Raw genomic sequence first — 24,183 nt, forward strand, 5'->3', positions numbered from 1 at the left:
GAGAGCGGCCGAAGACTCCGCTCGTGAGAGAGGGAAGGCTCCGTTTCGGAGCCGAAGAGGGCCGCCTCCCGGATCCGGGAGGCGGCCCTCTTCGCATGCCCGCGCACCGCAAGGAGAGTGAAAGCCGAGTGAAAGGCCCGGTGCGCAGGCTGGAGGCGTCCTAGCAAGACGCAGACAGAAAGGCTCATCATGCGGCATGCGATCGAAGTCAGGGGGCTGGTGAAGGCGTTCGGCGATGTCCGCGCCCTCGACGGCGTGGACCTGGCCGCCCCGACGGGGAGCGTGCTCGGCGTGCTCGGCCCCAACGGAGCGGGCAAGACCACGGCCGTGCGCATCCTCACCACCCTCACCCGTTCCGACTCCGGAACCGCCCGCGTGCTCGGCCTGGACGTGGCCGAGCACCCGGGCGAGGTCCGCAAGCGCATCGGACTGACCGGCCAGTACGCCGGGCTCGACCCGGACCTGTCCGGCGAGCAGAACCTGGTCCTCATCGCCCGGCTCCTCGGCGCCTCCAGACCCCGGGCCAAAGCGCGGGCCGCCGAGCTGATCGACCGGTTCGAACTGAACCACGCCGCGAACCGGGTCGCCAGGAAGTACTCCGGCGGCATGCGTCGGCGCCTCGACCTGGCCGCCTCCATCGTCCGGAGGCCCGAGGTGCTGTTCCTGGACGAGCCGACCACCGGGCTCGACCCAAAGAGCCGCGGCCGGCTGTGGGAGCTCGTGCGCGAACTCGTCGCCGAGGGCACGACGGTACTGCTCACCACCCAGTACCTCGAAGAGGCCGACCAGCTCGCCGACTCCATCGCCGTCATCGACTCCGGCCGGGTCATCGCCTCCGGCGCGCCCTCGGAACTCAAGCAGATGGTCGGCGGGCTGGTGCTGCGGCTGCGTCCGGCTCGCCCAGAGGCGCTGCCGCAGCTCGTGGACCTGGCCGACTGGGCGATAGGCGCCAAGGCCAGGAGCGAGGACGGCGAGGTGATCGTGCCGGTGACGCACGCCGGTGAGGCCACCGTCGTCATGTCGCGGGTATCGCAGGCCGGCATCGACCTGGTCTCGTTCGGGCTCGAGGAGCCGACCCTCGACGAGGTGTTCCTGACGCTCACCGGCCACAGGACTCGAACGACAGAGCAGGAAGAGGAGGTCGCGGCATGACCGCCGTCACATGGACCACCCGCAGGGGCGCGTTCGCGCAATCGATGTCGATGGCAGGCCGATCCCTGATCGGCATCAGGAACAACCCGGCGCAGCTCATCGACTTCTTCATGATCCCGCTGATGATCCTGCTGTCCATCACGTTCTTCATGGGCGGACAGATGATGGGCACCTGGCAGGACTTCCTCCAGTACGCCGGGCCGACGATCATCGCGATGGGCCTGTTCTTCGCGATCACCTCGACCGGGCTGAACATGTACTCCGACATCAAGGAGGGCGTGTTCGACCGGCTCACCGCGATGCCGGTGTCGCGATTCGCGCTGCTGGCCGGGCGCGTGGCGGCCGACATCGTCAAGCACGCCTGGGCGCTGCTGGTGGTCGGCGGCGTGGCGTTCGCGATCGGCTACCGGGCCGACGGCGGCGTTCTCGGGGTGCTGGGAGCGGCCGGCGCGGTGCTGCTGTTCATGTTCGCCTGCTCATGGGCGATGGTCCTGATCGGCTTGACGGCCAGGAGCGAGGACCAGATCCAGACCTGGATGATCAGCCTGCTGATGCCGCTGGCCTACACCTCCAGCATGCTCATCGAGATCGAGACGCTTCCCGGCGCGGTCCAGTGGTTCGCCGAGCTCAACCCGCTGACGGCGCTGGCCGACTCGATGCGGGTGTTCCTCAATGGTGGAACCCCCGGCGGGGAGGTGGCGGCGCTGCTGGGCTGGTGCGCCGCGATCTGCGCGGTCTTCGTCCCGCTCTCGCTCCGGGCCTACCGGCGCAGGCTCACGAACTGAACGGCCACTTCGCCTGATCGGCGAACTCGGCGGCCCGACGCTCCAAGTCGCGGTCGCCGAGTTCGCGCGCCACCTCGACGAGCTGCTTGTAGAGCCGGATCGAGACCTCGGAGAACTGCACGTACCTGGGGCGGTCGGCCTCGGCCGACAGGAGCTCGTCCCGGGCCTCCTCGGTGCGTCCCAGACGGCGCATGCACACGGCCGCCGACACCCGCGCGGACAGCAGGTTGTCGGCGCTTCCGGTCTCGGCCGCGCGGTGCTGCTCCACCCGCATGCGCTCCAGCACCGCCGCGGGGTCCTCGCCGTGCTCGGCGTCCATCCGCCACAGATCCTCGGCGATGACCGACATGGAGGCGTCGACGCCGAACTCGGACTCGAGCCGCAGCGCCCGGGCGCCCATCCGCCGGGCCTCGGCGTAGTCGCCCTGGGCCTCGCGGATTCCGGCCAGGCCCTGAAGCGTCATGATCGTGCCGAAGCGCTCGCCGATCCGCTCGAAGATGCCGTTGGCCTCGATCAGTTCGGCGTCCGACCGCTCCACCTCCCCGGAGCGCTCGGAGAAGCCCGAGCAGAACAGCAGGATCATGCCCCTGACCACGGCGTCGCGCTCGGCCTCCAGGCTGTCGAGGGACGCTCGCAGCGCCGACTCGTCGTCCTCCATGAGGGCCAGCAGCGCGGGCACGATCCTCAGCACCGGTTTGCGCTCGTAGAGCCCGTAGCGGTCGGCCAGGTCCTTGCTGATCTTCCAGCCGGCGGCGACCACCTGCGGGTCGAGGTCCCCGTTCCACAGGCCCCAAGTGGCCGACATGCCGACCATCGCCCGGTCCAGCGGGTCGACCTCGCCTTCCATGCTTCGGACCTGGAGCACCAGTTCCTGGCCCTCGTCGCGATGGCCGCGCATCCACCAGTACCAGCCCAGCGGGCCGACCAGGCGGTGCGCGGCGGCGGCGTTCCCGGCCGCGATCATCCGCCGGATCGCGGCGGTGAGGTTGCCGTGGTCAGCGTCGAGGCGTTCGAGCCATTCGACCTGCTCGGCGCCCATGAGGTGGGGCTCGGCCTCGGCGGCCACTTCGGTGTAGTAGTCGCAGTGGGCCAGGTAGGTCCGGTCGGTCTCGCCGATTTCGGCCAGCCGGGAGGCGGCGTATTCGCGGACGGTCTCCAGCAGCCGGTAGCGCCCGGAGGGGAGCCTTTGGACCAGGGATTTCTCGACCAGTCCGGCGACGAGGTCGACCGGGACCGAGCAGACCCGCGTGACCGCGTCGAGGTCGGCTCCGCCGTTGAAGACCGACATGCGCGCGAGCGCTCGGCGCTCGTCCGGGTCGAGGAGGTTCCAGCTCCAGTCGACGACGCCGCGCAGGGTGCGCTGGCGTGGCGCGGCGGTGCGGTCGCCCCGGTTGAGCAGGTTGAACCGGTCGTGGATGCGGGAGGCGAGGTCGTCGACGCTCATCGAACGCAGCCGGGCGGCGGCCAGTTCGATGGCCAGCGGGAGCCCATCGAGCGCCGCGCAGACGCTGAGGACGGCCTCGGCGTTCGCCTCGGTCAGCGCGAACGAGGGATCGGAGCGGCGGGCGCGTTCGGCGAAGAGCCCGACGGCCGAGTGCGCCTCGAGTTCGGCCGCGGTCTCGCGGGGATCGGGCAGCGACAGCGGGCCGAGCGGGTAGACCGCCTCGCCGGCGATGCCGAGCGCTTCGCGGCTGGTGCACAGGACCCGCAGTCCCCTGACTCGTGGCAGGAGGCGGGCCAGGAGGTCGGCGACCGGGTCGATCAGGTGCTCGCAGTTGTCGACGATCAGCAGCAGCGAGCGGTGGCGGAGGATCTCTTCGAGGCGGTCGCGGGCGCCCTCGGGCCGGCGGGAGAGGATCGACTCGCCCAGGTGTAGGGAGGCCGCGATCAGGTCCGGCAGCTGGTGGGGGTCGCTCAGCGGCGCCAGCTCGACCATCCGGACCGTCTCCCCTCGGCGTTCGGCCCGGTGGCCGACCTCGACGGCGAGGCGGGTCTTGCCGGTGCCGCCGGGTCCGGTGAGGGTCACCAGGCGGCTGGACTCCATCGACGCCTCGACGGCTTCGAGGTCGCGTTCGCGTCCGATGCAGGAGGTGAGCGGTTCGGGCAGGTGGCTCTCGGCGGCGGGCGGGGGCGACGCCTCGACGCCGCGCAGGATGTCCAGGTGGGCGTCGGTCAGGGCCCGGGACGGGTCGACGCCGAGCTCCTCGGCCAGTCGGGAGCGGACCTTCTCGTACACGTCGAGGGCCTCGGCCCGGCGGCCGGCCGCCGCGAGTGCCCGCATGTGCCGGGCGGCGTCGACCTCGGAGAGCGGGTCGGCTGCGGCGCGGGCGGCCAGTTCGCCGAGCACCGCTTCGGGGCCCTCGAGTTCGAGCCGGGCCTCGACGAGCAGTCCGGCCACGGATTCGCGGCGCGCTTCGAGGCGGGTGACGGCGGCGTCGGCGAAGCGGGAGTCGGCCACGTCGACCAGAGCCGGACCGCGCCAGAGCGCCAGCGCCTCGGTGGCGAGGCGGCGGACGGTCGAGGCGGTCCGTTCGCGGGAGGCGGTCTCGGTCTCGGCGGCGAGCCGTTCGAACTGGGCGACGTCGGTCGCGGCGTCGAGTCGGTAGCCGCCCTGGCCGGTGTGCAGGGTCGGGCCGAGCGTGCGCCGCAGCCGGGAGAGCTGGGTGTGGAGGGCTCCGGAGGCGTTGGCCGGCGAGTCGGCCTCCCAGGCGGCCTCGATGAGGGCCGCCGCCGAGACCAGCCGTCCCGGATCCAGGGCGAGCCTGGCGATCAGCGCGCGCTGCCTGCCGGCGGGGACCTCGGCCTCCGCGCCGGAGTCGTCCAGGACCCGCATCGGCCCGAGCAGCTCTACACGCATGCCCATCATCTTGCCTTGGGACTCTCGTCGGCGCTCGACCGCGCCGCCCGAACAGGAGGCCGGACTCTCGGGGTCGACTCGCGGCGCCGGACGGTTCCGATCGTCCACGGAGCTGTGTCCGATTCCCTACTCAACGGGAGCGGTCGCGCCCGGCGATCGCCGCTTCGAGTGCTCGATCCGCCGCTTGGGCGCTCGCGCCACCCGGTTCGACGGGTTCGCTCCGATTCGCCGGATCACGGCCGGAACCGTTGGGGCCGAGGTGGATCGGTGATGGCACCGGTCCGCTCGGGTGCCCGTGCGAACACGGAAAGTTCGATCCCCAGTGGAATCTACTATCTGCATAGACAGGATGTTGTGGCGCATTGAGCCGTTATTGTCAATTTTCCGACTCTGTCGCACATATATCGGGTCAATACACGTACTGTCGTTCAGACAATCCCCGACCCGATGAGGTGCGGTGTCCGCCATGGCTGTTCGAATCGACTCACCCCGCGATCCCCAGTCGTCCGCGCCTGCGTCTCCTCACCCGGAAGGAGAGTCCACCATGAGCGGCGGTCCCGCCGGCCTCCGGATCGCCGGCTACTGCGCCGAGTTCAGGCTGCACACCGAGAAAGGGCCGCAGGTGCTCCTCGCCTGCGACCCCGACGGGGTGGCCGCCGCGATCGCCACCATCATGGCCTCCGACCTGGTGCAGGTGCCGACGGCGCTGGTGCGCGACCGGCCCGGCTACGAGCAGGGCGGGCGTCCCGACCACGGCCTGAAGATCATCGCCGACTCCGAGACCGAGATCGGAGCGCTCGCCTACTTCGGCCCTGGCGGCGAGGACTACGGCCCCGGCGCGTGGGTCAGCTACTCCGAGGACCGGTACCACCCCGAGGTGCGGCTGTTCCGGGACATGTACACCGAGAGCACCTTCCCGACCGACTCCCACATCGCGCTGACGACCCTGGCCCACGCGGTCGAGGAGTTCCGCTCCACCGGCGGCCTGCGGCCGGAGATGGTCTCATGGAGGCCCAGTACGGTCTGGTGAGACCGGCCGCTTGGCTAGCATTGCCGGTTATGAGCGACAACGAAGCCATCTCCGTGCGCTCCGCCGGGCCCGACGATGTGCCCGCCATCTGCGCAATCGTCAACCACTACATCGAACACGACACCTCGAATCTGCGCACCCAGCCCCAGACCGAGGACGAATGGGCCCGCGAACTGGCCGAATTCGGACGGCGTTTCCCCTGGATCGTCGCCTGCGAGGGCCCGATCGTGGTCGGGGTCGCCTACGCCAAGCCGTGGAACCCGCGCGGCGCCTATGCATGGACGGCCGAGAGCACGGTCTACATCGCCGACGGCCAGACCGGCAAGGGCGTCGGCTCGGCCCTGTACGACCGCCTGCTCAAGCTGCTGGAGCAGATGGGCTTCCGCAGCGTCATGGCCGGGCTGACCAGCCCCAACCCCGGCAGTGAGGCGCTGCACGACGCCTTCGGCTACGAACGGGTCGGCACCATCCGAAGGGCCGGATACAAGTTCGGGACCTGGTACGACGTGGTGCTGTGGCAGCGCGAACTGGCCGAACCGGAGGACCCGCCGCGCCCGACGACGCCGGTCGAGCCCTGAGGCTCCGGAGTTCTAATGAACCTCTAATGGTTTTCGGGTGGAATCCCGATCCGGCGTCCGTAACGTTGCGTCCATCGGGGAACAAAGGGGGTTCCTTTCAAGGGGTGCTAGGAGAAATCCGTCTCTTGACGATGGGTGTGGGGTAAGAGATCGGGCCCGGGGCTGACGCCCCGGGCCCGATCTCAATTTCACGGCCGACTGCGCCCAGGGTCGGCGCCTCAGTCTGCCTCGCCCGGAGGGACGACCCACTCGCAGGGCTGGCCGGTGATCTTGGCGATCCGGTCGAAGTCCTTGTCATAGTGCAGGACCGTGACTCTGTGCCGCTCGGCGGCCGCCGCGATGATCAGATCGGGAAGTTTGACGGTGCGATGCTCGGAGCGCTCCACGAGCGCCGCCCGGACTTCGACTGAGCGCTCCGTGACATCATCTGTGATCGGAAGGTGTTCGAATCCTCGAAACCAGTCGCGGATGCGGTCACAGTGACTGGGGTCCCGTGCTCCGAAGATGAGTTCCATTTCGACTATTGAGCAGATGCCGACGATGCCCTTCTCGAACAGCGGTTGAAGCCGCTCAAGCACCGTCGGCTTGGTGACGCGGGTCAGGACGCTGGTGTCAGCGAGGTACTTGGCTACCGCCGCCATGCGCGCTCCCTGAGCTCATCGCTGTCGGTCCATTCAAGCCCGCCATCCGCCAACCAGTTGAGGAGGTTGAGCCTCCGCTGACGGTCAACGGCATCCTTCAGAGCGGCGTGAACGGTACCTACCTTCGTCGTCGTCCCGAATATCTGGCTGGCCTTGGTCACGAGCTCGTCATTCAGGTTCAGTACTGTTCTCGAGGTTCCTGATGTCTTCGACATTGTCATTGTCACCCCCTCACTCTAAGTGCTCACCCCAATAGATCATACCCATATCGTCGGCGTGTAGAAATACCTGAACAGAAAGTATCGATGCATCTCGCCCTCCGGCCTAGACCACACCGCACCTTGGCCCCGGAGGTAGCTCCGGGGCCAAGGTGCGGTAAAGCGATGGCTAGCGCACGCCGTAGAGGTGTTCCAAGGCGAGCTGGTCGAGGTGTTCGAAGGCCATGCCCTTGGCGGCCAGGCCCGCGACGTCGACTTCGATGCCCTTGAGGTCGGCGGCGGTCTCGCCTTCGGCCAGGGTCGGGACGGCCAGACGGTCGACCCGCGCGGCCTTCAGGGCGTCCTGGACGGCCGGGTCGGCGCGGAACGCCTTGACCTTGTCGCGCAGGATCAGGTAGTTGCGCATGCACGCCGCGGCCGAGACCCACACGCCCTCGTCGTCCTCGGTCCGCGGGGGCTTGAAGTCGAAGTGGATCGGCCCGGTGTACTTGCCCTGGGCGATGCCCTCCTCGACCGCGTCGACGACCCAGAACGCCCCGCCGACGTTCCCGGCGCCGAAGCGCAGGTCCTGGTCGTAGCGCGGGCCGGTCTGGCCGTTGAGGTCGATGTGGTAGAGCTTGTCGTGCCACAGGGCCTGCCGGATGCCGGCCGCGTAGTCGAGCCCGGCCATCTCCTCGTGCCCGATCTCGGGGTTGATGCCCACCAGTTCCGGGCGCTCCAGCTCGTTGATGAACGCCAGGGCGTGCCCGAGGGTCGGCAGCAGGATGTTCCCGCGCGGCTCGTTCGGCTTCGGCTCGATCGCGAAGCGGATGTCGTAGCCCTGGGAGACCACGTAGTCGCCGAGGACGTCGAAGGCCTCCTTCATGCGGGCCATGGCCGACTGCACGTCCTTGGACCCGCCGGACTCGGCGCCCTCGCGCCCGCCCCAGCACACGTAGACCTCCGCGCCCAGCTCGGCGGCCAGGTCCAGGTTGCGCATCACCTTGGCGATGGCGAAGCGGCGCACCTCGCGGTCGTTGTGGGTGAACCCGCCGTCCTTGAAGATCGGGTGGCCGAACAGGTTCGTGGTGGCGGTGGTGACCTTCAGGCCGGTCTCGTCCAGGGCCTTGCGGAAGGCCGAGATGCGCTCGTCGCGCTCGGACTCGCTCGCGTCGAAGTCGAAGACGTCGTTGTCGTGGAAGTTCACGCCGTACGCGCCGATCTCGGCAAGCTTGCGGACGGCGCGTTCGGCGGCCATCGGCGCACGGGTGGCCGGGCCGAACACGTCTTGGGCGGCCCAGCCGACCGTCCAGATCCCGAACGAGAACTTGTCCTCGGGGGTCGGTGTGAATTTGTCGCTCATAATGGTGTCCTTTGCTTACTGGTGAGACGCCCAGGAGGCGGTTTCGTCCCTGAGCGTCGAATACTGCTCGGACACAGCAGTTGCGGCAGAACCGGAACTCGAGCCACTGAACTTCGCCGTGTCACCTACATTCCACTGTGGCGGATTGGCCGAGCCCGACAGCGCCCAGGCGGCCTGTTTGGCCGCGCCGAGCGCCACGTACTCGGCCGTCGGAGGGACTTCCACATCTACGCCGAAGACCGCCGGAGCGATCTGTCGGACGGCTTCCGAGGCGGAGGCGCCGCCGATCAGCAGCACCCTCCGGGCCTCGAGTCCTTGGGCGGCGACCGCCGCGAGTCCGTCGGCCAGGGCCGAGAGCATGCCTTCGACGGCGGCGCGGGCCAGGTCGGCGCGCGTGGCGCCGGTGGTCAGGCCGGCGAGGACGCCGCGGGCGTTCGGCCGGTTGGGGGTGCGCTCGCCGTCGAGGTACGGCAGGAGCGTCAGCCCGCCGGAGCCGGACTCGGCCTGGAGGGCCAGCGCGTCGAAGTCGGCGTGGTCGACATCGAGCAGGCGCCGGACGGTGTCGATCACCCGTGCGGCGTTGAGGGTGGTAACCAGCGGCAAGAATCGGCCGGTGGCGTCGGCGAAGCCTGCGACCTGGCCGGACGGGTCGGCCGCGGGCACGTCCGAGACGCCGAAGACGGTCCCGGAGGTGCCCAGGGAGACGACCACGTCGCCGGACCCGAGGCCGAGGCCGAGCGCGGCCCCGGCGTTGTCGCCGGTGCCGGGCGCGACCGCCGCGCCGCTCGGGGTGCGCCCGACGATCTCGTTCGGGGCGGCCGTGCGGGGCAGCGCGGCCTCGTGGCCGAGGGCCCGGACGAGCCTGTCGGGCAGGTACTCCCCCGTCCGCGGCGACCAGTAGCCGGTGCCGGAGGCGTCGGAGCGGTCGGTGGTGGCCTCGGCGGCGGTCGCGCCGCGCAGCTTCATCGTCAGCCAGTCGTGCGGGAGCATGACCGAGGCGACCCGCTTCGCGTTCTCGGGTTCGTGTTCGGCCAGCCAGGCGAGCTTGGTGACGGTGAAGGACGCCACCAGGACCAGCCCGGTCTCCTCGGCCCACGACCGGGGGCCGCCGCCCTCGGCGATCAGGCGCTCGGCCTGCGGGGCCGAGCGGGTGTCGTTCCACAGCAGCGCGGGCCGGATGACCTCGTCGTTCTCGTCGAGGACGACCATGCCGTGCTGCTGGGCCGAGACCGCGACGGCCTCGGCCCGGTCGAGGATGCCCTCGCCGGCCCGCTGGAGGGCCTCCCACCAGCGGTCGGGATGGCACTCGGTGCCGTCGGGATGGGGAGCCTTGCCGGAGTCGACGATCGCACCGGTCTCGGACTCGACCAACAGGACCTTCGTTGACTGGGTGGAGGAGTCGACTCCAGCGACGAGGCTCATCTATTCACGCTCCAGCTCGACCTTCGTGGGCTTGCCCGCAACTTCGATGACACTCACACTAGCGATGTCGGCGGGGCCGCGCGCCACCAGGGCAACTGTTTCAGAAACTGTTTCGACGGTGATGACCGTGTCGCCGTCGACGTCGGAGAGCGTCAGGCCCTCTTCCGGTGCGCCCCAGACCTCGAGGGTGATCGCCTCGAACGGCTCGTCGCCGAGGGTCTGCCCCGGCTCGACGCGCGGGATGATCGCGCCGTAGCGGACGTACAGCGGGAAGGTCTCCAGGCCGTGCTCGGTGTCGACGTAGCGTCCGCCCTCGACGACCTCCTTGGTCCAGAAGTCGATCCACCTGCCCCGCGGAAGGTAGACCTTGCGGCGTCCGGACGGGTCGTTGACCGGGGCGACCAGGAGGTCGCGGCCGAGCCGGTACTCCTGGTCGGCGGTCCAGGCGATCGGGTCGTCGGGGGTGTCGACGTTCAGGCCGCGCAGCATCGGCTCGCCGGTGCGGGCCGAGCGGACCGCCGCCGAGTACAGGTACGGCGCCAGCGAGTAGCGCAGTTCGAGCGATTCGACCGCGAGCCGCTCGGCCTGCTCGCTGAACTCCCACGGCTCGCGGGTGGTGGTGCCGTGGTAGCGCAGCAGCGGGGAGAGCGCGCCGAACTGGGCCCAGCGGATGTAGAGCTCGTCCGACGGGCGGCCGTTGAAGCCGCCGGTGTCGTGCGACCAGTAGGGGATGCCCGAGAGGCCGTGGCTGATGCCGCCGCGGATGGTGCCGCCCAGGCCCGCCCAGGTGGTCTGGACGTCGCCGGACCACTGGGCGGCGTGGCGCTGCCCGCCGAGGTAGGACGAACGGGCCCAGACCAGCTCGTGGCCGTTGATCTCCCGGGTGACCTCGCACACCGCGTCGTTGTAGAGCAGGGTGTAGACGTTGTGCAGCTCGGTGCCGGTCATGCCGTTGTGGGCCACGGAGTCGAACGGGACGCCCTCGGCGAAGTCGGTCTTGTAGGCGGCCGCGCCGGCGCGCAGCGGGCCCCGCAGCAGTTCCTTCCACCACTCGACGGCGTCGGGATTGGTGAAGTCGACGATGCCGCCGGGCTCGTGCGAGCCGTTCCAGGTGTCGGCCACGTAGGTCTCGCCGGCGGCGTTCTTGAGGAAGTAGCCCTTGCTGTCGCCCTCGGCGAACACCGGGGACTTGTGGGAGATGTAGGAGTTCATCCACAGGCAGACCTTGAAGCCCTGCTCGGCCAGATCGGCGAGCATCTTCTCGGGCTCGGGGAAGGCGGCCGGGTCCCACTGGAGGTCGGACCAGTGGGGCTCGTGCTGCCAGAAGGTGTCCAGGTGGAGCACGTCGCAGGGGATGCCCCGCTCGCGGATCTTCTTGGCCCGGTCCATCACGCGGTCCTGGCTGTCCCGGAAGAAGCCCGAGGAGATCCAGGTTCCGAACGCCCACTTCGGGGGGAGCACGGGGCGGCAGGTCAGCGCGTCGAAGCGCTCGAGGAACTCCAGGGGGCCGGGCGCGTCGAGGACGAAGTACTCCAGGACCTCGTCGGGGGCGACGATCTCGACGGCGCCGTGCGTGGCCTGGGCCATGTCGAACTCGACCGGGGCCCCGGAGTTGACCAGGACCGCGTAGCCGCGGTCGGACAGGTAGAGCGGCACGTTCTTGTAGGCGCGGATGGACTCCGAGCCGAAGGCGTCGAAGTTCCAGATCACCGGGCGCTGGCCGCGGGCGTTGAGCGGGGCGAAGCGCTCGCCGAACCCGGCGAACGCCTCGTCGGGCGGGCAGGTGAAGGACTCGTGGTAGGCGGCCGGTTCGCCGTCGACGAGGGACCGTCCGAACGGCAGGGTGCGCAGGCGTCCGGAGATGTCCTGCTCGCCGGGGTTCTGGGCGACCAGGGTGCGTCCCGAGGCGTCCTCGTAGCGCAGCGACCAGGTCGCGAGCGTGGCTACGGCGCGCACCGGGCCGGCGTCGACGGTGACGGTGCCGCCCTCGACCGAGACCTTGGCCCGATCGTAGGTTCCGGCGTGGACCATCTCGGTGATCCGCTCGGAGGCGGGGCGGGCCGCCGGGTCGGCCGAGAGGCGGGCGCGCACCACGCCCTCGGCGACGGCGGCGAGGTCGACGTAGAGTTCCTCGTCGGCCGAGGTGCGGGCCTTGAGCAGGACCGAGGCGGGGCCGGCCTCGACGACCTCGGCGGCCCGGACCGCCGACAGGCCCTCCTCACCGGGGCCGCGCTGGTGCAGCTCCGGGGGCTCGGCGAAGAAGAACTCGCGTGCGACCAGCGGTGGGCGGTAAGGCATCGTGTCTCCTGCAGTTCGAGGTTTCCAACTTGCTCGCCTCTCACGGCGAACCCTGCGGGCCGCCGCTGCGGCCCCGCGCCGCCGGTCCGGTCCGGTGGGCGTCGCCTTTAGTTTATCGACTAATCCAACAAATGACATCGGGGGGCATTGCATTACTTCATGCGAACCCGGGTACTGCCCCACTACCCTGAATGAGAGACCAGAGGAACCGAACGCTCCCTGCGAGGTGTCGAGATGTCAACCGTCCGCTCCAGCTTGACCGAAGAGAACCGCAAGATAGCCGCCGACGCGCTCCAGGGCGCCCTGGTCGACCTCATCGACCTGTCGCTGATCGGCAAGCAGGCCCACTGGAACGTCTACGGGAAGCACTTCCGCTCGCTCCACCTCCAGCTCGACGAGACCGTCAACACCGCCCGCAACGCGGCCGACACCGTCGCCGAGCGCGCCATCGCGATCGGCGCCAGCGCCGACGGGCGGGCGCTCACGGTCGCCGACGAGTCCTCGGCTCCCAAGATCGAGCCCGGCCAGATCGCCGACAGCGAGGTCGTCTCCCTGTTCATCGACGCCTACACGGCGATCATAGGCAAGATGCGCGAACGCATCGAAGTGACCGACACCGCCGACCCGGTCACCCAGGACATCCTCATCGGCATCACCGCCGAGCTGGAGAAGCAGTCCTGGATGTTCCAGGCCGAATTGAACTGAGGGCCCGGGTTCGCACCCCCGGACCCTCACCCTCTGTCGAACGGTCGGCGTCAGCCGGCTTGGCAGGTCACCGACGGCTCAGCGCTGGTTCCCGATCCGATGAAGCCGAACACCTCCCTGGTCTGGCCCGCGCCGACGCCGGCGTTCCAGCCCACGTCGCCCGCGGTCACCGTCGACCCCGAGGTCGAGATGTCGGCGTTCCACGAACTGGATATGGACTGCCCGCTCGGCCAGTCCCACGTGAGCGTCCAGCCGTCCACGGCCGCCTGGCCCGCGGTGACCGACACATTGGCCTGCCAGCCCGAGCCCCAGTCGTTGACCACCTCGATCCGGGCGGTGCAGTCGCCGTCCGCGGGCGGGGTGGTCTCGTCGGGCGGAGTGGTGTCGTCGGGCGGGGTGGTCTCGTCCGGGTCGCCGCCGAGGGCGTTCAGGACCGCGTCGTAGGCCGGCTTCTTGCTGCCGTCGTCGTTGAACAGCAGCGGGTCGCCCTGGCCGTCGAACACGTCGGGCACCCACGAGTCGCTGTCGCGCACGCCCCAGACCGTCACGCCCGAGCAGTCGGCCAGGTTGGTGCAGATGTTCACCACGCGCTCGAAGTCCTGCGCCTGCTGCTCGAACATCTGCTGGCTGCTGGGCAGGTCCATGCGGATGTCCAGCTCGGTGATGCGCACCTTCAGGCCGAGGTCGGCGAAGCGCTGGAGGTTCTGCTCCATGTTGCCGGGCACCTGGCCCAGGATCAGGTGGGCCTGGAAGCCCATCCCGTCCAGCAGGCCCTGGTTCACCAGGCCCTGCGCCAGCTCGTAGTACCGGTCGGACTTGGCGTTGATCCCGTCGATGGAGTAGTCGTTCATGTATAGGTCGGCGTTCGGGTCGGCCTGGCGGGCGAACTCGAACGCGTCGGTGATGTAGCTCTCGCCGAGCCCTTGGAGCCAGAACGAGTCGCGCAGCTGGCCGTTGTTGTCGCTGACGACCTCGTTGACCACGTCCCAGGCGAACACGTCGCCCTCGAAGTGGTCCATCACGGTCGTGATGTGGTCCTGCATCGACTGGCGCAGCGTCTGGCCGGACTCGTTCTCGACCCAGTCGGGAGACTGGCTGTGCCAGACCAGGGTGTGCCCGTAGACGGACTGCCCGTTCTGCTGGGCGAAGGCGACCAGCGTGTCGGCCTGGCCGAAGTTGTACTGGCCCTTGCTGGGCTGCAGGGTCTCCATCTTCATCACGTTCTCGGCGGTGACCGAGTTGAACTCGGTGGCCACGATGTCGCGATAGGTCTGGTCGTTCTGGAGTTTGTTGACGTCGACGGCGACGCCGATGTCGATGCCGAGCGCATCTGCGGCACCGCGGAGGGTGGTCTGCGCATGGGCGTACTGGGCCGACAGCGCGACGCCGGCGAACGCCACGACCGCGGCCACGATCCCCGCGATCCATGCTCGACGGCGGGTGCGAGTTTGCAACACTATTGCTCCTCATGCTTCTGCCGCGCGTGAGGGAACGAGGCTGTTCCGAAGTACTTGGCCCCACCGGAGGCGGAGCGCTCCCAGTGAGGTGAGCACAGCCTAGCGGATACATAGATCTTGGTCAATGCCGCCAGATCGGCGGGACCCGGAGACGACGGAGGGCGGGCCCCGCAATCGGGCCCGCCCTCCGCTCGCGAGCTATTTGGCGACGACCGAGACCATCCGGCCCGGAATCACGATGACCTTCTTGACGTCCTTGCCGGCCACGTTCGCGGCCACCTTCTCCTCGGCCAGCGCGGCCTCGCGCACCGTCTCCTCGGCGGCGTCGGCGGCCACCTCGATGCGGCCGCGCACCTTGCCGTTGACCTGCACCGGATAGGTGACGGTCTCCTCGACCAGGTAGCGCTCCTCGGCCACCGGGAAGTCCGCGTAGGCGATCCCCCCGTCGTGTCCCAGGCGCTCCCACAGCTCCTCGGCGATGTGCGGGGCCACCGGGGCGGCCATCTTCACCAGCGCCTCGGCCACGCTCCGCGGCACCTCCTCCAGGCCGGTCACGTGGTTGTTCAGCGTGATCAGCTTGGCCACGGCGGTGTTCATCCGCAGGTGCCGGTAGTCCTCGTGGACCCCGGCGATCGCCTTGTGCAGCTCCTTCAGCGTCGCCTCGTCCGGCTCGGCGTCGACCACGACGACCTCTCCGGTGTCCTCGTCGACGATGTTGCGCCACAGGCGCTGCAGGAACCGGTGCGAGCCGACCACTGCGCGGGTCTCCCACGGCTTGGAGTCGGCCAGCGGGCCCATCGACATCTCGTAGACCCGGAACGTGTCGGCCCCGTACTCGGCGCACATGCCGTCGGGGGTGACCACGTTCTTCAGGGACTTGCCGATCTTGCCGAACTCGCGGTTGACCTTCTCGCCCTGGTAGTAGAAGACGCCGTCGCGCTCCTCGACCTCGTCGGCGGGCACGTAGACCCCGCGCGCGTCGGTGAAGGCGGGCGCCTGGATGTAGCCCTGGTTGAACAGGCGCCGGAACGGCTCGGGGCTGGAGACGTGGCCCAGGTCGTACAGGACCTTCTGCCAGAACCGGGCGTACAGCAGGTGCAGGACCGCGTGCTCGACCCCGCCGATGTACAGGTCGACGCCGCCGACGTCGCCCTCGCCCTGCGGGCCCATCCAGTACGACTCGTTGGCCGATTCGGCGATCCGCTCCGAGTCGTGCGGGTCGGTGTAGCGCAGCTGGTACCAGGACGAGCCGGCCCAGTTCGGCATCGTGTTCAGCTCGCGGGTGTAGGTCTTCGGTCCGTCGCCCAGGTCCAGCTCGACCTCGACCCACTCCTTGGCCCGGCCCAGCGGCGGCTCGGGCGCGGTGTCGGCGTCCTCGGGGTCGAAGGTCTTGGGCGAGAAGTCCTCCATCTGCGGCAGCTCGACCGGCAGCATCTCCTCGGGCAGCGCCACCGGCAGGCCCGTCTCGTCGTAGACGATCGGGAACGGCTCGCCCCAGTAGCGCTGGCGGCTGAACAGCCAGTCGCGCAGCCGGTAGGTCACCGTGGCCTCGCCGCGGCCCTTCTCGGCCAGCCAGGCGGCGATCCGCGCCTTGGCCTCGGGGACCTTCAGCCCGTTCAGGAAGTCCGAGTTGACGCACACGCCGTCGACGTTGTCGGTGAAGGCCGACTCGCCGTCCCACTCGTCCTTGCCCGCGACGACCTGGCGGATCGGGACGCCGAAGGCCCTGGCGAAGGCGAAGTCGCGCTCGTCGTGGGCCGGGACGGCCATGATCGCGCCGGTGCCGTACCCGGCCAGCACGTAGTCGGCGATGAAGACCGGGATGCTCTCGCCGTTGACCGGGTTGGTCGCGTAGCCGCCGATGAACACGCCGGTCTTCTGCTTGGCGTCGGCCTGCCGCTCGACGTCGGTCTTCGCGGCGGCCTCGTTGCGGTAGGCGGTGACGGCCTCGGCCGGGGTCGCGTGCCCGCCCTTCCACGCCTCGGGGGTGCCGGCCGGCCAGGCCTCGGCGGTCAGCGCGTCGACCAGCTCGTGCTCGGGGGCCAGGACCATGTACGTGGCCCCGAACAGCGTGTCGGGCCGGGTGGTGAACACCCGGATGTCCCCCGCGTAGGTCGCGAAATCGGCGTAGGCGCCGGTGGACTTGCCGATCCAGTTGCGCTGCATGGTCTTCAGCGAGTCGAACCAGTCCAGGCCGTCCAGGTCGCTCAGCAGCCGCTCGGAGTAGGCGGTGATGCGCAGCATCCACTGCTTCAGGGTCCGGGTGTAGACCGGGAAGTTCCCACGCTCGCTGCGGCCCTCGGCGGTGACCTCCTCGTTGGACAGCACCGTGCCCAGGCCCGGGCACCAGTTCACCGGCGCCTCGGTGACATAGGCCAGGCGGTGGGAGTCGACGGCGCGGCGGCGCTCGACCTCGGTCAGCTCAGACCAGGCCCGCCCGTCGGGCGCGGACTTCTCACCGGACTCGAACCGCGCGATCAGCTCGGCGATCGGCCGGGCCCGGTCGGCCTCGGTGTCGTAGTAGGAATTGAAGATCTGCAGGAAGATCCACTGCGTCCACTTGAAGAAGTCCGGGTCGGTGGTGGCGAACTCCCGACGGGTGTCGTAGCCCATGCCCAGGGTCCGCAGCTGCTCCTTGTAGCGGGCGATGTTCTCGGCGGTGATCTCGGCGGGCTGGCGGCCGGTGGCCACGGCGTACTGCTCGGTGGGCAGGCCGAAGGCGTCGAAGCCCATCGGGTGCAGCACGTTGTACCCGGCCATGCGCAGGTAGCGGGAGTACACGTCGGTGGCGATGTAGCCCAGCGGGTGGCCCACGTGCAGCCCCTCCCCCGAGGGGTAGGGGAACATGTCCATCACGAACTGCTTCGGGGCCCCGGCCCGAGGGTGGTCCGGCTCGGCCAGGTCGCCGGCGGGATTGGCCGCCCGGAAGGTCCGCTCGGACTCCCAGCGGGCCTGCCAGCGCGGCTCGATCTCATTGGCCAGGCGGGCGTCGTATCGGTACGTCGGTTCGCTCATCGGTGGTCATCCTGTGGCTCGTGTGCTTCTTCGGTTTCGGTCGGCGTATTCGGGGAATCTAACCCAGACACGAAAAAACCCCTGAACACGCCGGGCCAATTTATGGCTCGCAAGCTCGCCAAGGGGGTCGCCGCGCTGAGGTTCAGATCAGCACGGCTATATAAGAAGCAGCTCGAATCGCCGAGGCATGGCCCCAGTGTAGCCGATCGCTCCGCAGGTGGCGCGGCCTATTCGGTGGGGCTGTCGAGCTGGGAGCGGCCGAGTACGATTGCGGGCAAGCGACGATCACGGCACGCCTTCCCCGCTCCATGAACCACATCCCCGGGAGGACCATTGGCTTTCGAGTCATCCCCGCAGCAGGCACAGGCGCAGGCGCCGACACCTTTGAGCCCGCAGGAGTTCAAGGCGACGGCCGAGGCGATCCTGACCAATGTCGAGTGGGTCATCGAGGGCAAGGCCCCGACGATCCGGCTCGCTCTGGCGGTGATGCTCGCCGAGGGCCATCTCTTGCTCGAGGACGTGCCGGGGGTGGGCAAGACCCAACTGGCCAAGGCCCTGGCGAAGTCGGTCGACTGCACCGTCCGGCGCATCCAGTTCACCCCCGACCTGCTGCCTTCGGACGTGACCGGAGTCAGCGTCTTCGACCCCGAGAAGCGCGACTTCGTCTTCAAGGCCGGAGCGATCTTCGGCAACCTGATCCTCGGCGACGAGATCAACCGGGCCAGCCCCAAGACCCAGGCCGCGCTCCTGGAGTGCATGGAGGAGCGCCAGGTCACCGTCGACGGCAACACCTACCGGCTGCGCAGCCCGTTCATGGTCATCGCGACCCAGAACCCGGTGGAGATGGAGGGCACCTACCCCCTCCCCGAGGCCCAGCGCGACCGCTTCGCCGCCCGCCTGGCCATCGGCTACCCGGACGTGGGCGCCGAGCTGGCGATGCTCGACCACCGCGGCGAGTTCAACCCGCTGGAAGCACTCAAACCCGTGTGCGACGGCGAGACCGTGGTGCGCATGATCGCGACCGCCCGCGCCGTCCACCTGGCCCCCGAGCTCAAGCGCTACGCGGTGGACCTGGTCAACGCCACCCGCTCCAACGCGCAGCTCAAGCTCGGGGCGAGCCCGCGGGCGACGCTCCAACTGCTGCGGTGCGCGCGGGTCCTGGCGGCCATGGACGGCCGCGACTTCGCCCTGCCCGACGACATCCAGCAACTGGCCGTCCCGGTGCTGGCCCACCGTCTCATCCCGACCGCCGAGACCACCATGGGCGGCGGCGACAGCACCGCGATCGTGGCCGACATCCTCCGCCACGTCCCGATCGTCTCCCAACCGGGGAGGTACTAGGGGTGGAGCTCACCGGGCGCGGGAAGACCCTGCTGGCCGTGAGCCTCGCGGTCGGACTCACCGCCCTGGCGGTGGGCGAGGGAGACCTGCTTCGGGCCGCCATGCTGGCCGCGGTCGCGCCACTGGGCGGACTGCTGATGCTGCGCTGGACGCGCCCGCTCCTGGAGTCGAACCGGATCCTCAATCCGGCGCAGGTCGAGGCCGGCCAGCACACGCAGGTGCGGCTGGGCATCCAGAACATCGGCAGGCGCCGGCCCCCGGCGCTGATGCTGGAGGACCGCATCCCCTACCGGCTGGGAAACCGGCCCCGTCTGGTGCTCGAGCGCCTGGCCCCGGGTTCGCGGAGCGTGGTGAACTACACGATCACCCCCGGCGCGCGCGGCTCGTACGAACTGGGACCGCTGCGGGTGCGCTCGTCCGACCCGTTCGGCCTGGCCGTGTCCAACCAGGAGTTCCCGATGACGACCGAGCTGATCGTCACCCCGCGCATCCAGCCGCTGCCGAGCCTCAGGCTCCCCGGCGGCGCGGGGCTGTCATCGGACGAGTCTCAGGCGCAGGCGGTGTCGATCACCGGCAGCGACGACATCGCCATCCGCGAGTACCGCCACGGCGACGACCTGCGCCGCGTCCACTGGAAGGCCAGCGCGCACCGCGGTGAACTGATGGTGCGCCGCGAGGAGCAGCCCTGGGAGAACTCGGCCACGATCCTCCTGGACACCCGCCGGGGCGCCCACCGCGGCGACGGCGACCAGTCCAGCTTCGAGTGGATGGTGGAGGCCGCCGCCTCCGGCACGGCTCGCATGACGCGCGACGGCATGTCGCCGCGGCTGGTGACCGCCGACGCCGAGTTCGAGTGCCGCCGGGGCGACTACTCCCAGGCGCTGCGGTACCTGGCCACGGTCGTGGTCGGGACCGGTTCGCCGATCGAGCACATGGTGGAGAAGACCAAGCGGCACCGCTCGGCCTCGGCGCTGGTGGCCCTGCTCGGCCACCTTTCGCCCGAAGAGGCCGCGCTGCTGGCGCAGTTGGCGCGCCGCGGCGGGCACTGCGCCGCGCTCCTGCTCGACCCCGTCCGCTGGGGGCCCTCGCACGGTCCGGGCGACCCGCGCGAGGCGGCCTTCACCCAGCAGCACCACCGGGCCGCCGCGACATTGAGGAGCGGGGGCTGGCAGGTCATGCCGGTCGTCGCCGGGACCGATCTGCGGCGGATATGGGCCCGCCTCGGAATGTGGAAAGCGGTGGCGGCGTGAACTCACAGCGGCACGCCACACTCGTGGCCGCGGCGAGCATCGCGATCACCCTGACGCCGATGCTGGGCCTGTTCTCCGGGCTGGGCTGGACGATTCCGCTGCTGGCGACGATCGCGGTCATCTCCGGCTCGGCGGGACTGGTACGCGCCGGCGGGCGCGGCCAGGGACTCCAGACGCTGGCGATGGCCGGCGCGCTGCTGGTGCTGCTGACGGTCGGGTTCGGCGGCGGCACCGGGTTCCTGTTCGTCGTGCCGACCCCGGCCACCTTCGAGCACTTCGCGAACCTGGCCGCCGCCGGGATCTCCGACATCATCGTGCTGGCGCCCCCCGTCGAGGCCGAGGGCGGCATCCTGTTCCTGACGATGTTCGGCGTCGGCCTCGTGACGATCCTCCACGACATGTTCATCGTCGGGCTGCGGACCCCGGCCCTGGCCGGGCTGACGCTGCTGACGATGTACCTGGTGCCGGTCTCGGTCTCCCCCGAGGCCACCTCCTGGTTCTGGTTCATCCTCCCCGCCGCCGCCTACCTGTGGATCCTCGCCGACGACAACCTGCGGCGCGTCTCCCGCTTCGGGCACCGGTTCACCGGCCAGGGCCACCTGGTGGGCCCGCGCTTCCCCTCGCCGCTGGCCGCCTCCGCGAGGGTCAGCGGAGCGCTGTTCGTCGCCGTCACGCTCGCCCTCCTGACGATCATCCCGACCAACACCTCCGGCCTGCTCGACCAGGTGGCCCAGGGCTACGGCGAGGGCGACGGGCTCGGCGACGGCTCCTTCGGGGCCGTCGACCCCTGGGCCCAGCTCGGCGGCGCCCTCAACCGGCCCGACACCATCGAGGTCGCCCGTGTCACCACCGACGATCCGACCCCGTTCTACATGCGGATGCACGTGGCCGACGACCTCGTCCCCGACCGCGGTTTCGGCCCCGGCGACTGGGACGACGTCCAGCCGCTGGACACCTTGCCCTACGACGGCGGCGACGTCTACTCGGCGACCGTGGAGAACCTGGAGCTGATCGACGAGGTCGCGCCCGTCTACGGCGACCCCGTCTCGGTCGACCTGGGCGACGAGTGGGGCGTGGAGTCCGAGACCGGCGTCATCCGCAGCGAGGACTCCAGCATGGCCGACGTGGACGAGTTCTCGTTCGAGTTCACCGACTTCCAGTTCGACGAGAACATACTGGCCGGGACCGACCCGCTTCCGGAGGACGACCCGATCCGCCAGTACTACACCGACCACCCCGGGGACATCCCCGAGCTCGACGACTACGTCGAGGAGGCCACCGCCGGGGCCGATAGCGACTTCGACAAGGTTCGGGGCGTGCTCGACTTCCTGTCGACCGAGAACGGCTTCACCTACGACGAAGAGGTCGGCAACAGCGGCAACGACGAGGCGATCCTGAACTTCCTGGAGTCCGGGGAGGGCTTCTGCCAGCAGTACGCGAGCGCGATGGCCTGGATGCTGCGCGTGGCCGACGTGCCCACCCGGGTCGTCATCGGTCTGAGCAAGGGCAGCTACGACGGCGAGCAATGGACCCTCACCAGCAACAACTTCCACGCGTGGGTCGAGGTCTACTTCGACGGGCAGGGCTGGGTGCCGTTCGACCCGACCCCTGGCACGGGCGTGTCCGGTTCGCTCAACATCCCCTGGGACGACGAGCCCGACGAGAGCATCGAGGAGCCCGACGAGGGCACCGAGTCCCCCACCGACGAATCGAGCGCCTCCGATGAGGCCTCCGGGGCCCCCAGCGAGGAGCTTCCGGAGTCCCCGACCCCCGACAGCGACGCCGGAGCCATCGGCCAGAGCGACGACTCGGGAGGGTTCAACCCCGCGTGGCTGTCGCTGGCGCTGCTGGCGGTGCTCCCGCTGATCCCGCTGCTGTGGCGATCGGCCCTCAGGTGGACCCGGTTGCGGCCGAAGCGCCTGAGCGCCGTGAGCGCCTGGGACGAGACGGTCGACCTCGCCCGCGACTACGGCATGCCCGTGGGCGACGCGCAGACGCCGCGGCAGGCCGCGGCCTCGCTCGCGCAGGCCGTGCCGGCCTCGCGGGCGCCCGTGTCCGCGCTGGCTTCGGCGGTGGAGCTCCACCGGTACTCCGGCCGCGGCGCGCTGATCGACGGGCTCCCCGACGCGGTCAAGGATCTGCGGATCGCGCTCGACAAGAGCGTCGACCAGCGGACCCGGTTCCAGGCGATCTTCCGGCCGGCGTCCCTGGCCGATCGGTTCTCGGCCTGGCGCGAGCGCGTCTCGGGCCGCCGCGATCGGAAGCGGCCGACGCTGCGGTGGCCGCGGCGTTCGAACGCGGGCCGTCCGGGACCTGTCACAGGCCGCCCGTAGTCTGGGCGCCGTGTACGAGAGCGGAGTCAGCACAGGCTATTCACAGCCCACGCTCGACAGCCTGGGCACCCCGCTGTCCGAGGTGACGTTCTGCGTGGTCGACCTGGAGACCACCGGACTGGCCGCCGACGCCTGCGGCATCACCGAGATCGGCGCGGTGAAGGTCAAGGGCGGCAAGGTGCTCGGCGAGTTCTCCACGTTGGTCAATCCCGGGGAGCCGATCGATCCGAGGGTGACACGGCTGACCGGCATCACCGACGAGATGGTGGCCGACGCTCCCGGCGTCGAGGCCGTGCTGCCGATGTTCCTCGAGTTCGCGTCCGGATGCACGCTGGTGGCGCACAACGCGGGCTTCGACATCGGGTTCCTGCGCCATGCCTGCGAGCTGTGCGACACCCGCTGGCCGCGGCCGCCGGTGATCGACACGGTCGTCCTGGCCCGGCGCCTGACCGAGCGGAGCGAGATCCCCAACCGTCGGCTGGGGACGCTGGCGCGGCTGTTCGGCTCGCCGGTCACACCGAACCACCGCGCGCTGGACGACGCCCGCGCCACCGTCACCGTCCTGCACGGACTCATCGAGCGCGCCAGCGGCCACGGCGTGGTGACCGACGCCGACCTGGCCGAGTTCTGCCGGGCGATCCCCTCGGAGCTGCAACGGCGCAAGCGGCACCTGGCCGACGGGCTCCCGCACGCGCCCGGCGTCTATATCTTCCGCGACGCCGACGACCGGGCGCTCTACATCGGCGTGTCGGTGGACGTGGCCGCGCGGGTCCGCAGCTACTTCTCGGCGGCCGAGCAGCGGCGGCGGCTGCGGGACATGATCGCCTCGGCCGAGCGGGTGGAGGTCGTCGAGTGCGCGCACCGGCTGGAGGCCGGGGTGGCCGAGCTGCGGCTCATCTCGGGCGGCAAGCCGCCCTACAACCGGGCCCAGAAGCATCCGGAGCACCGCAGCTGGGTGCGGCTGACCGACGAGCCGTATCCGCGCCTGACGATCTCCAGGAAGCCTCCGCGGCCGGGCGAGCCGCGCCTCGGGCCGTCCTCGGGAACCCAGGCCCAGGCCGCGATCGACGCGATCGAGGAGGCGCTGCCGATCCGGCGGTGCAAGACCCGCCTGTCGCCGAAGCGGACCTCGCCCTCGTGCATCCTCGGCGAGATCGGGCGGTGCCCCGAGCCGTGCCGCCACGAGGTCTCGGTCGAGCAGTACGCCCGGATCGCGGCCGAGACCGCCCGGGCGATGGACGACCCGGCCCCGGTGGCCGAGGCGGTGACCGGGCGCCTGGCCGAGTTGGCCGGGGCCGAGCGCTTCGAGGCCGCCGCCGCCAAGCGCGACGAGCTGACCGCGTTCCTGTCGCTGGCCGCCTCCACCCAGCGGCTGCGCCGCCTGGTCGACGCCGGGGAGATCATCGCCGCCGGGCGGGCCCCGTCCGGCGGCTGGGAGGTGGCGGTGATCCGCCACGGCCTCCTGGCCGGAGCGGTGCGCACGCCCCCGCGGGTCGATCCGATGCCGCTGATCGGCCAGACCCGCCGGACCTCCCGCGCGGTCGAGCCGGCCGGCGACGTCCTCGACGCCGCCCACGCGGCGGAGGCGAGCCTGCTGCTCCAGTGGCTGGCCCGCCCGGAGGTGCGCCTGGTCTCGGTCGAGTCGGAGTGGTCGTGTCGGCTCGACGGCGCCGAGCGCTGGAGGGACCACCTGAACCCCGGGTGACCATTCGCTATGCGACATTTCGCCCAGAGCCGGATTCGGAACCCTTTGCGCCTC

The 24,183-nt window shown here is 70.1% G+C and carries 17 protein-coding genes; 9 read left to right on the forward strand and 8 right to left on the reverse strand.

The features are described from left to right. Positions 1–189: 189 nt before the first annotated feature. Together JFB92_RS00480 and JFB92_RS00485 are read left to right on the forward strand one after the other, a co-directional pair. Positions 190–1,152 (forward strand): ATP-binding cassette domain-containing protein, encoded by a 963-nt coding sequence (locus tag JFB92_RS00480; RefSeq protein ID WP_199033792.1) that lies wholly within the window; start codon positions 190–192, stop codon positions 1,150–1,152. Continuing rightward, a complete protein-coding gene (locus tag JFB92_RS00485) occupies positions 1,149–1,937 on the forward strand; it encodes an ABC transporter permease (RefSeq protein ID WP_199033793.1) in 789 nt (262 codons plus the stop codon). The genes JFB92_RS00480 and JFB92_RS00485 overlap by 4 nt, the downstream gene beginning before the upstream one ends. On the opposite strand, the gene JFB92_RS00490 is transcribed toward JFB92_RS00485, so the two are convergent. Further along, a complete protein-coding gene (locus JFB92_RS00490; protein WP_199033794.1) occupies positions 1,927–4,794 on the reverse strand; it encodes an AfsR/SARP family transcriptional regulator in 2,868 nt (955 codons plus the stop codon). The genes JFB92_RS00485 and JFB92_RS00490 overlap by 11 nt on opposite strands. Positions 4,795–5,338: 544 nt before the next feature. On the opposite strand from JFB92_RS00490, the gene JFB92_RS00495 reads away from it, so the two are divergent. Further along, positions 5,339–5,824, forward strand: coding sequence for an Imm1 family immunity protein (locus tag JFB92_RS00495; RefSeq protein WP_199033795.1), 486 nt, complete (start codon positions 5,339–5,341; stop codon positions 5,822–5,824). A 29-nt stretch (positions 5,825–5,853) separates the two neighbouring features. After that, the gene (locus tag JFB92_RS00500) at positions 5,854–6,402 is read left to right on the forward strand and encodes a GNAT family N-acetyltransferase (protein ID WP_199033796.1); all 549 of its coding nucleotides are present in this window, start codon (positions 5,854–5,856) and stop codon (positions 6,400–6,402) included. 218 nt (positions 6,403–6,620) lie between these two features. Here JFB92_RS00500 and JFB92_RS00505 read toward each other — a convergent pair whose 3' ends face one another. From JFB92_RS00505 to JFB92_RS00525, 5 genes are all read right to left on the reverse strand, one after another. Then, the gene (locus tag JFB92_RS00505; RefSeq protein WP_199033797.1) at positions 6,621–7,043 is read right to left on the reverse strand and encodes a PIN domain nuclease; all 423 of its coding nucleotides are present in this window, start codon (positions 7,041–7,043) and stop codon (positions 6,621–6,623) included. Continuing rightward, positions 7,031–7,264 carry a type II toxin-antitoxin system VapB family antitoxin gene (locus JFB92_RS00510; protein ID WP_199033798.1) on the reverse strand — a complete coding sequence of 78 codons (234 nt, stop codon included), beginning with the start codon at positions 7,262–7,264 and terminating at the stop codon, positions 7,031–7,033. The genes JFB92_RS00505 and JFB92_RS00510 overlap by 13 nt, the downstream gene beginning before the upstream one ends. A gap of 166 nt (positions 7,265–7,430) precedes the next feature. Then, on the reverse strand, positions 7,431–8,603 hold the full coding sequence (gene xylA, locus JFB92_RS00515) for a xylose isomerase (protein ID WP_199033799.1): 1,173 nt from the start codon (positions 8,601–8,603) through the stop codon (positions 7,431–7,433). Between the two features lie 15 nt (positions 8,604–8,618). Next, positions 8,619–10,025, reverse strand: coding sequence for a xylulokinase (gene xylB / locus JFB92_RS00520; protein ID WP_199033800.1), 1,407 nt, complete (start codon positions 10,023–10,025; stop codon positions 8,619–8,621). After that, positions 10,026–12,323 carry a TIM-barrel domain-containing protein gene (locus JFB92_RS00525; protein ID WP_199033801.1) on the reverse strand — a complete coding sequence of 766 codons (2,298 nt, stop codon included), beginning with the start codon at positions 12,321–12,323 and terminating at the stop codon, positions 10,026–10,028. It abuts the gene before it with no gap. A gap of 234 nt (positions 12,324–12,557) precedes the next feature. Between JFB92_RS00525 and JFB92_RS00530 the strand changes: the two genes are divergently transcribed. Then, a complete protein-coding gene (locus JFB92_RS00530) occupies positions 12,558–13,028 on the forward strand; it encodes a Dps family protein (protein ID WP_199033802.1) in 471 nt (156 codons plus the stop codon). Positions 13,029–13,078: 50 nt separating this feature from the next. On the opposite strand, the gene JFB92_RS00535 is transcribed toward JFB92_RS00530, so the two are convergent. Together JFB92_RS00535 and leuS are read right to left on the reverse strand one after the other, a co-directional pair. Next, complete coding sequence (locus tag JFB92_RS00535) at positions 13,079–14,485, reverse strand: endo-1,4-beta-xylanase (RefSeq protein ID WP_199033803.1); 1,407 nt, start codon at positions 14,483–14,485, stop codon at positions 13,079–13,081. 198 nt (positions 14,486–14,683) lie between these two features. Then, the gene (leuS, locus tag JFB92_RS00540; RefSeq protein WP_199033804.1) at positions 14,684–17,500 is read right to left on the reverse strand and encodes a leucine--tRNA ligase; all 2,817 of its coding nucleotides are present in this window, start codon (positions 17,498–17,500) and stop codon (positions 14,684–14,686) included. A gap of 333 nt (positions 17,501–17,833) precedes the next feature. Here leuS and JFB92_RS00545 point away from each other — a divergent pair, with 333 nt between their 5' ends. The 4 genes from JFB92_RS00545 to JFB92_RS00560 are packed head-to-tail and all read left to right on the forward strand — an operon-like array spanning position 17,834 to position 24,129. Further along, positions 17,834–18,841 (forward strand): AAA family ATPase, encoded by a 1,008-nt coding sequence (locus JFB92_RS00545; RefSeq protein ID WP_233162085.1) that lies wholly within the window; start codon positions 17,834–17,836, stop codon positions 18,839–18,841. Positions 18,842–18,843: 2 nt separating this feature from the next. After that, positions 18,844–20,091, forward strand: a complete 1,248-nt coding sequence (locus JFB92_RS26405; protein WP_199033805.1) for a DUF58 domain-containing protein — start codon at positions 18,844–18,846, stop codon at positions 20,089–20,091. After that, positions 20,088–22,424: a transglutaminase TgpA family protein gene (locus tag JFB92_RS00555; protein ID WP_199033806.1), complete on the forward strand. Its 2,337-nt coding sequence runs from the start codon at positions 20,088–20,090 to the stop codon at positions 22,422–22,424. The genes JFB92_RS26405 and JFB92_RS00555 overlap by 4 nt, the downstream gene beginning before the upstream one ends. 10 nt (positions 22,425–22,434) lie before the next feature. Then, on the forward strand, positions 22,435–24,129 hold the full coding sequence (locus JFB92_RS00560; protein ID WP_199033807.1) for a DEDD exonuclease domain-containing protein: 1,695 nt from the start codon (positions 22,435–22,437) through the stop codon (positions 24,127–24,129). The last annotated feature ends 54 nt before the right edge of the window (positions 24,130–24,183 follow it).

Source organism: Glycomyces salinus (genome assembly GCF_016428645.1).
Taxonomy (GTDB): Bacteria; Actinomycetota; Actinomycetes; order Mycobacteriales; family Micromonosporaceae; genus Glycomyces; species Glycomyces salinus.

Coding starts and splice junctions, on each gene's coding strand:
- JFB92_RS00480 (WP_199033792.1), top strand. CDS start 190: ATGCGGCATGCGATCGAAGTCAGGGGGCTGGTGAAGGCGTTCGGCGAT.
- JFB92_RS00485 (WP_199033793.1), top strand. CDS start 1,149: ATGACCGCCGTCACATGGACCACCCGCAGGGGCGCGTTCGCGCAATCG.
- JFB92_RS00490 (WP_199033794.1), bottom strand. CDS start 4,794: ATGCGTGTAGAGCTGCTCGGGCCGATGCGGGTCCTGGACGACTCCGGC.
- JFB92_RS00495 (WP_199033795.1), top strand. CDS start 5,339: ATGAGCGGCGGTCCCGCCGGCCTCCGGATCGCCGGCTACTGCGCCGAG.
- JFB92_RS00500 (WP_199033796.1), top strand. CDS start 5,854: ATGAGCGACAACGAAGCCATCTCCGTGCGCTCCGCCGGGCCCGACGAT.
- JFB92_RS00505 (WP_199033797.1), bottom strand. CDS start 7,043: ATGGCGGCGGTAGCCAAGTACCTCGCTGACACCAGCGTCCTGACCCGC.
- JFB92_RS00510 (WP_199033798.1), bottom strand. CDS start 7,264: ATGACAATGTCGAAGACATCAGGAACCTCGAGAACAGTACTGAACCTG.
- xylA (WP_199033799.1), bottom strand. CDS start 8,603: ATGAGCGACAAATTCACACCGACCCCCGAGGACAAGTTCTCGTTCGGG.
- xylB (WP_199033800.1), bottom strand. CDS start 10,025: ATGAGCCTCGTCGCTGGAGTCGACTCCTCCACCCAGTCAACGAAGGTC.
- JFB92_RS00525 (WP_199033801.1), bottom strand. CDS start 12,323: ATGCCTTACCGCCCACCGCTGGTCGCACGCGAGTTCTTCTTCGCCGAG.
- JFB92_RS00530 (WP_199033802.1), top strand. CDS start 12,558: ATGTCAACCGTCCGCTCCAGCTTGACCGAAGAGAACCGCAAGATAGCC.
- leuS (WP_199033804.1), bottom strand. CDS start 17,500: ATGAGCGAACCGACGTACCGATACGACGCCCGCCTGGCCAATGAGATC.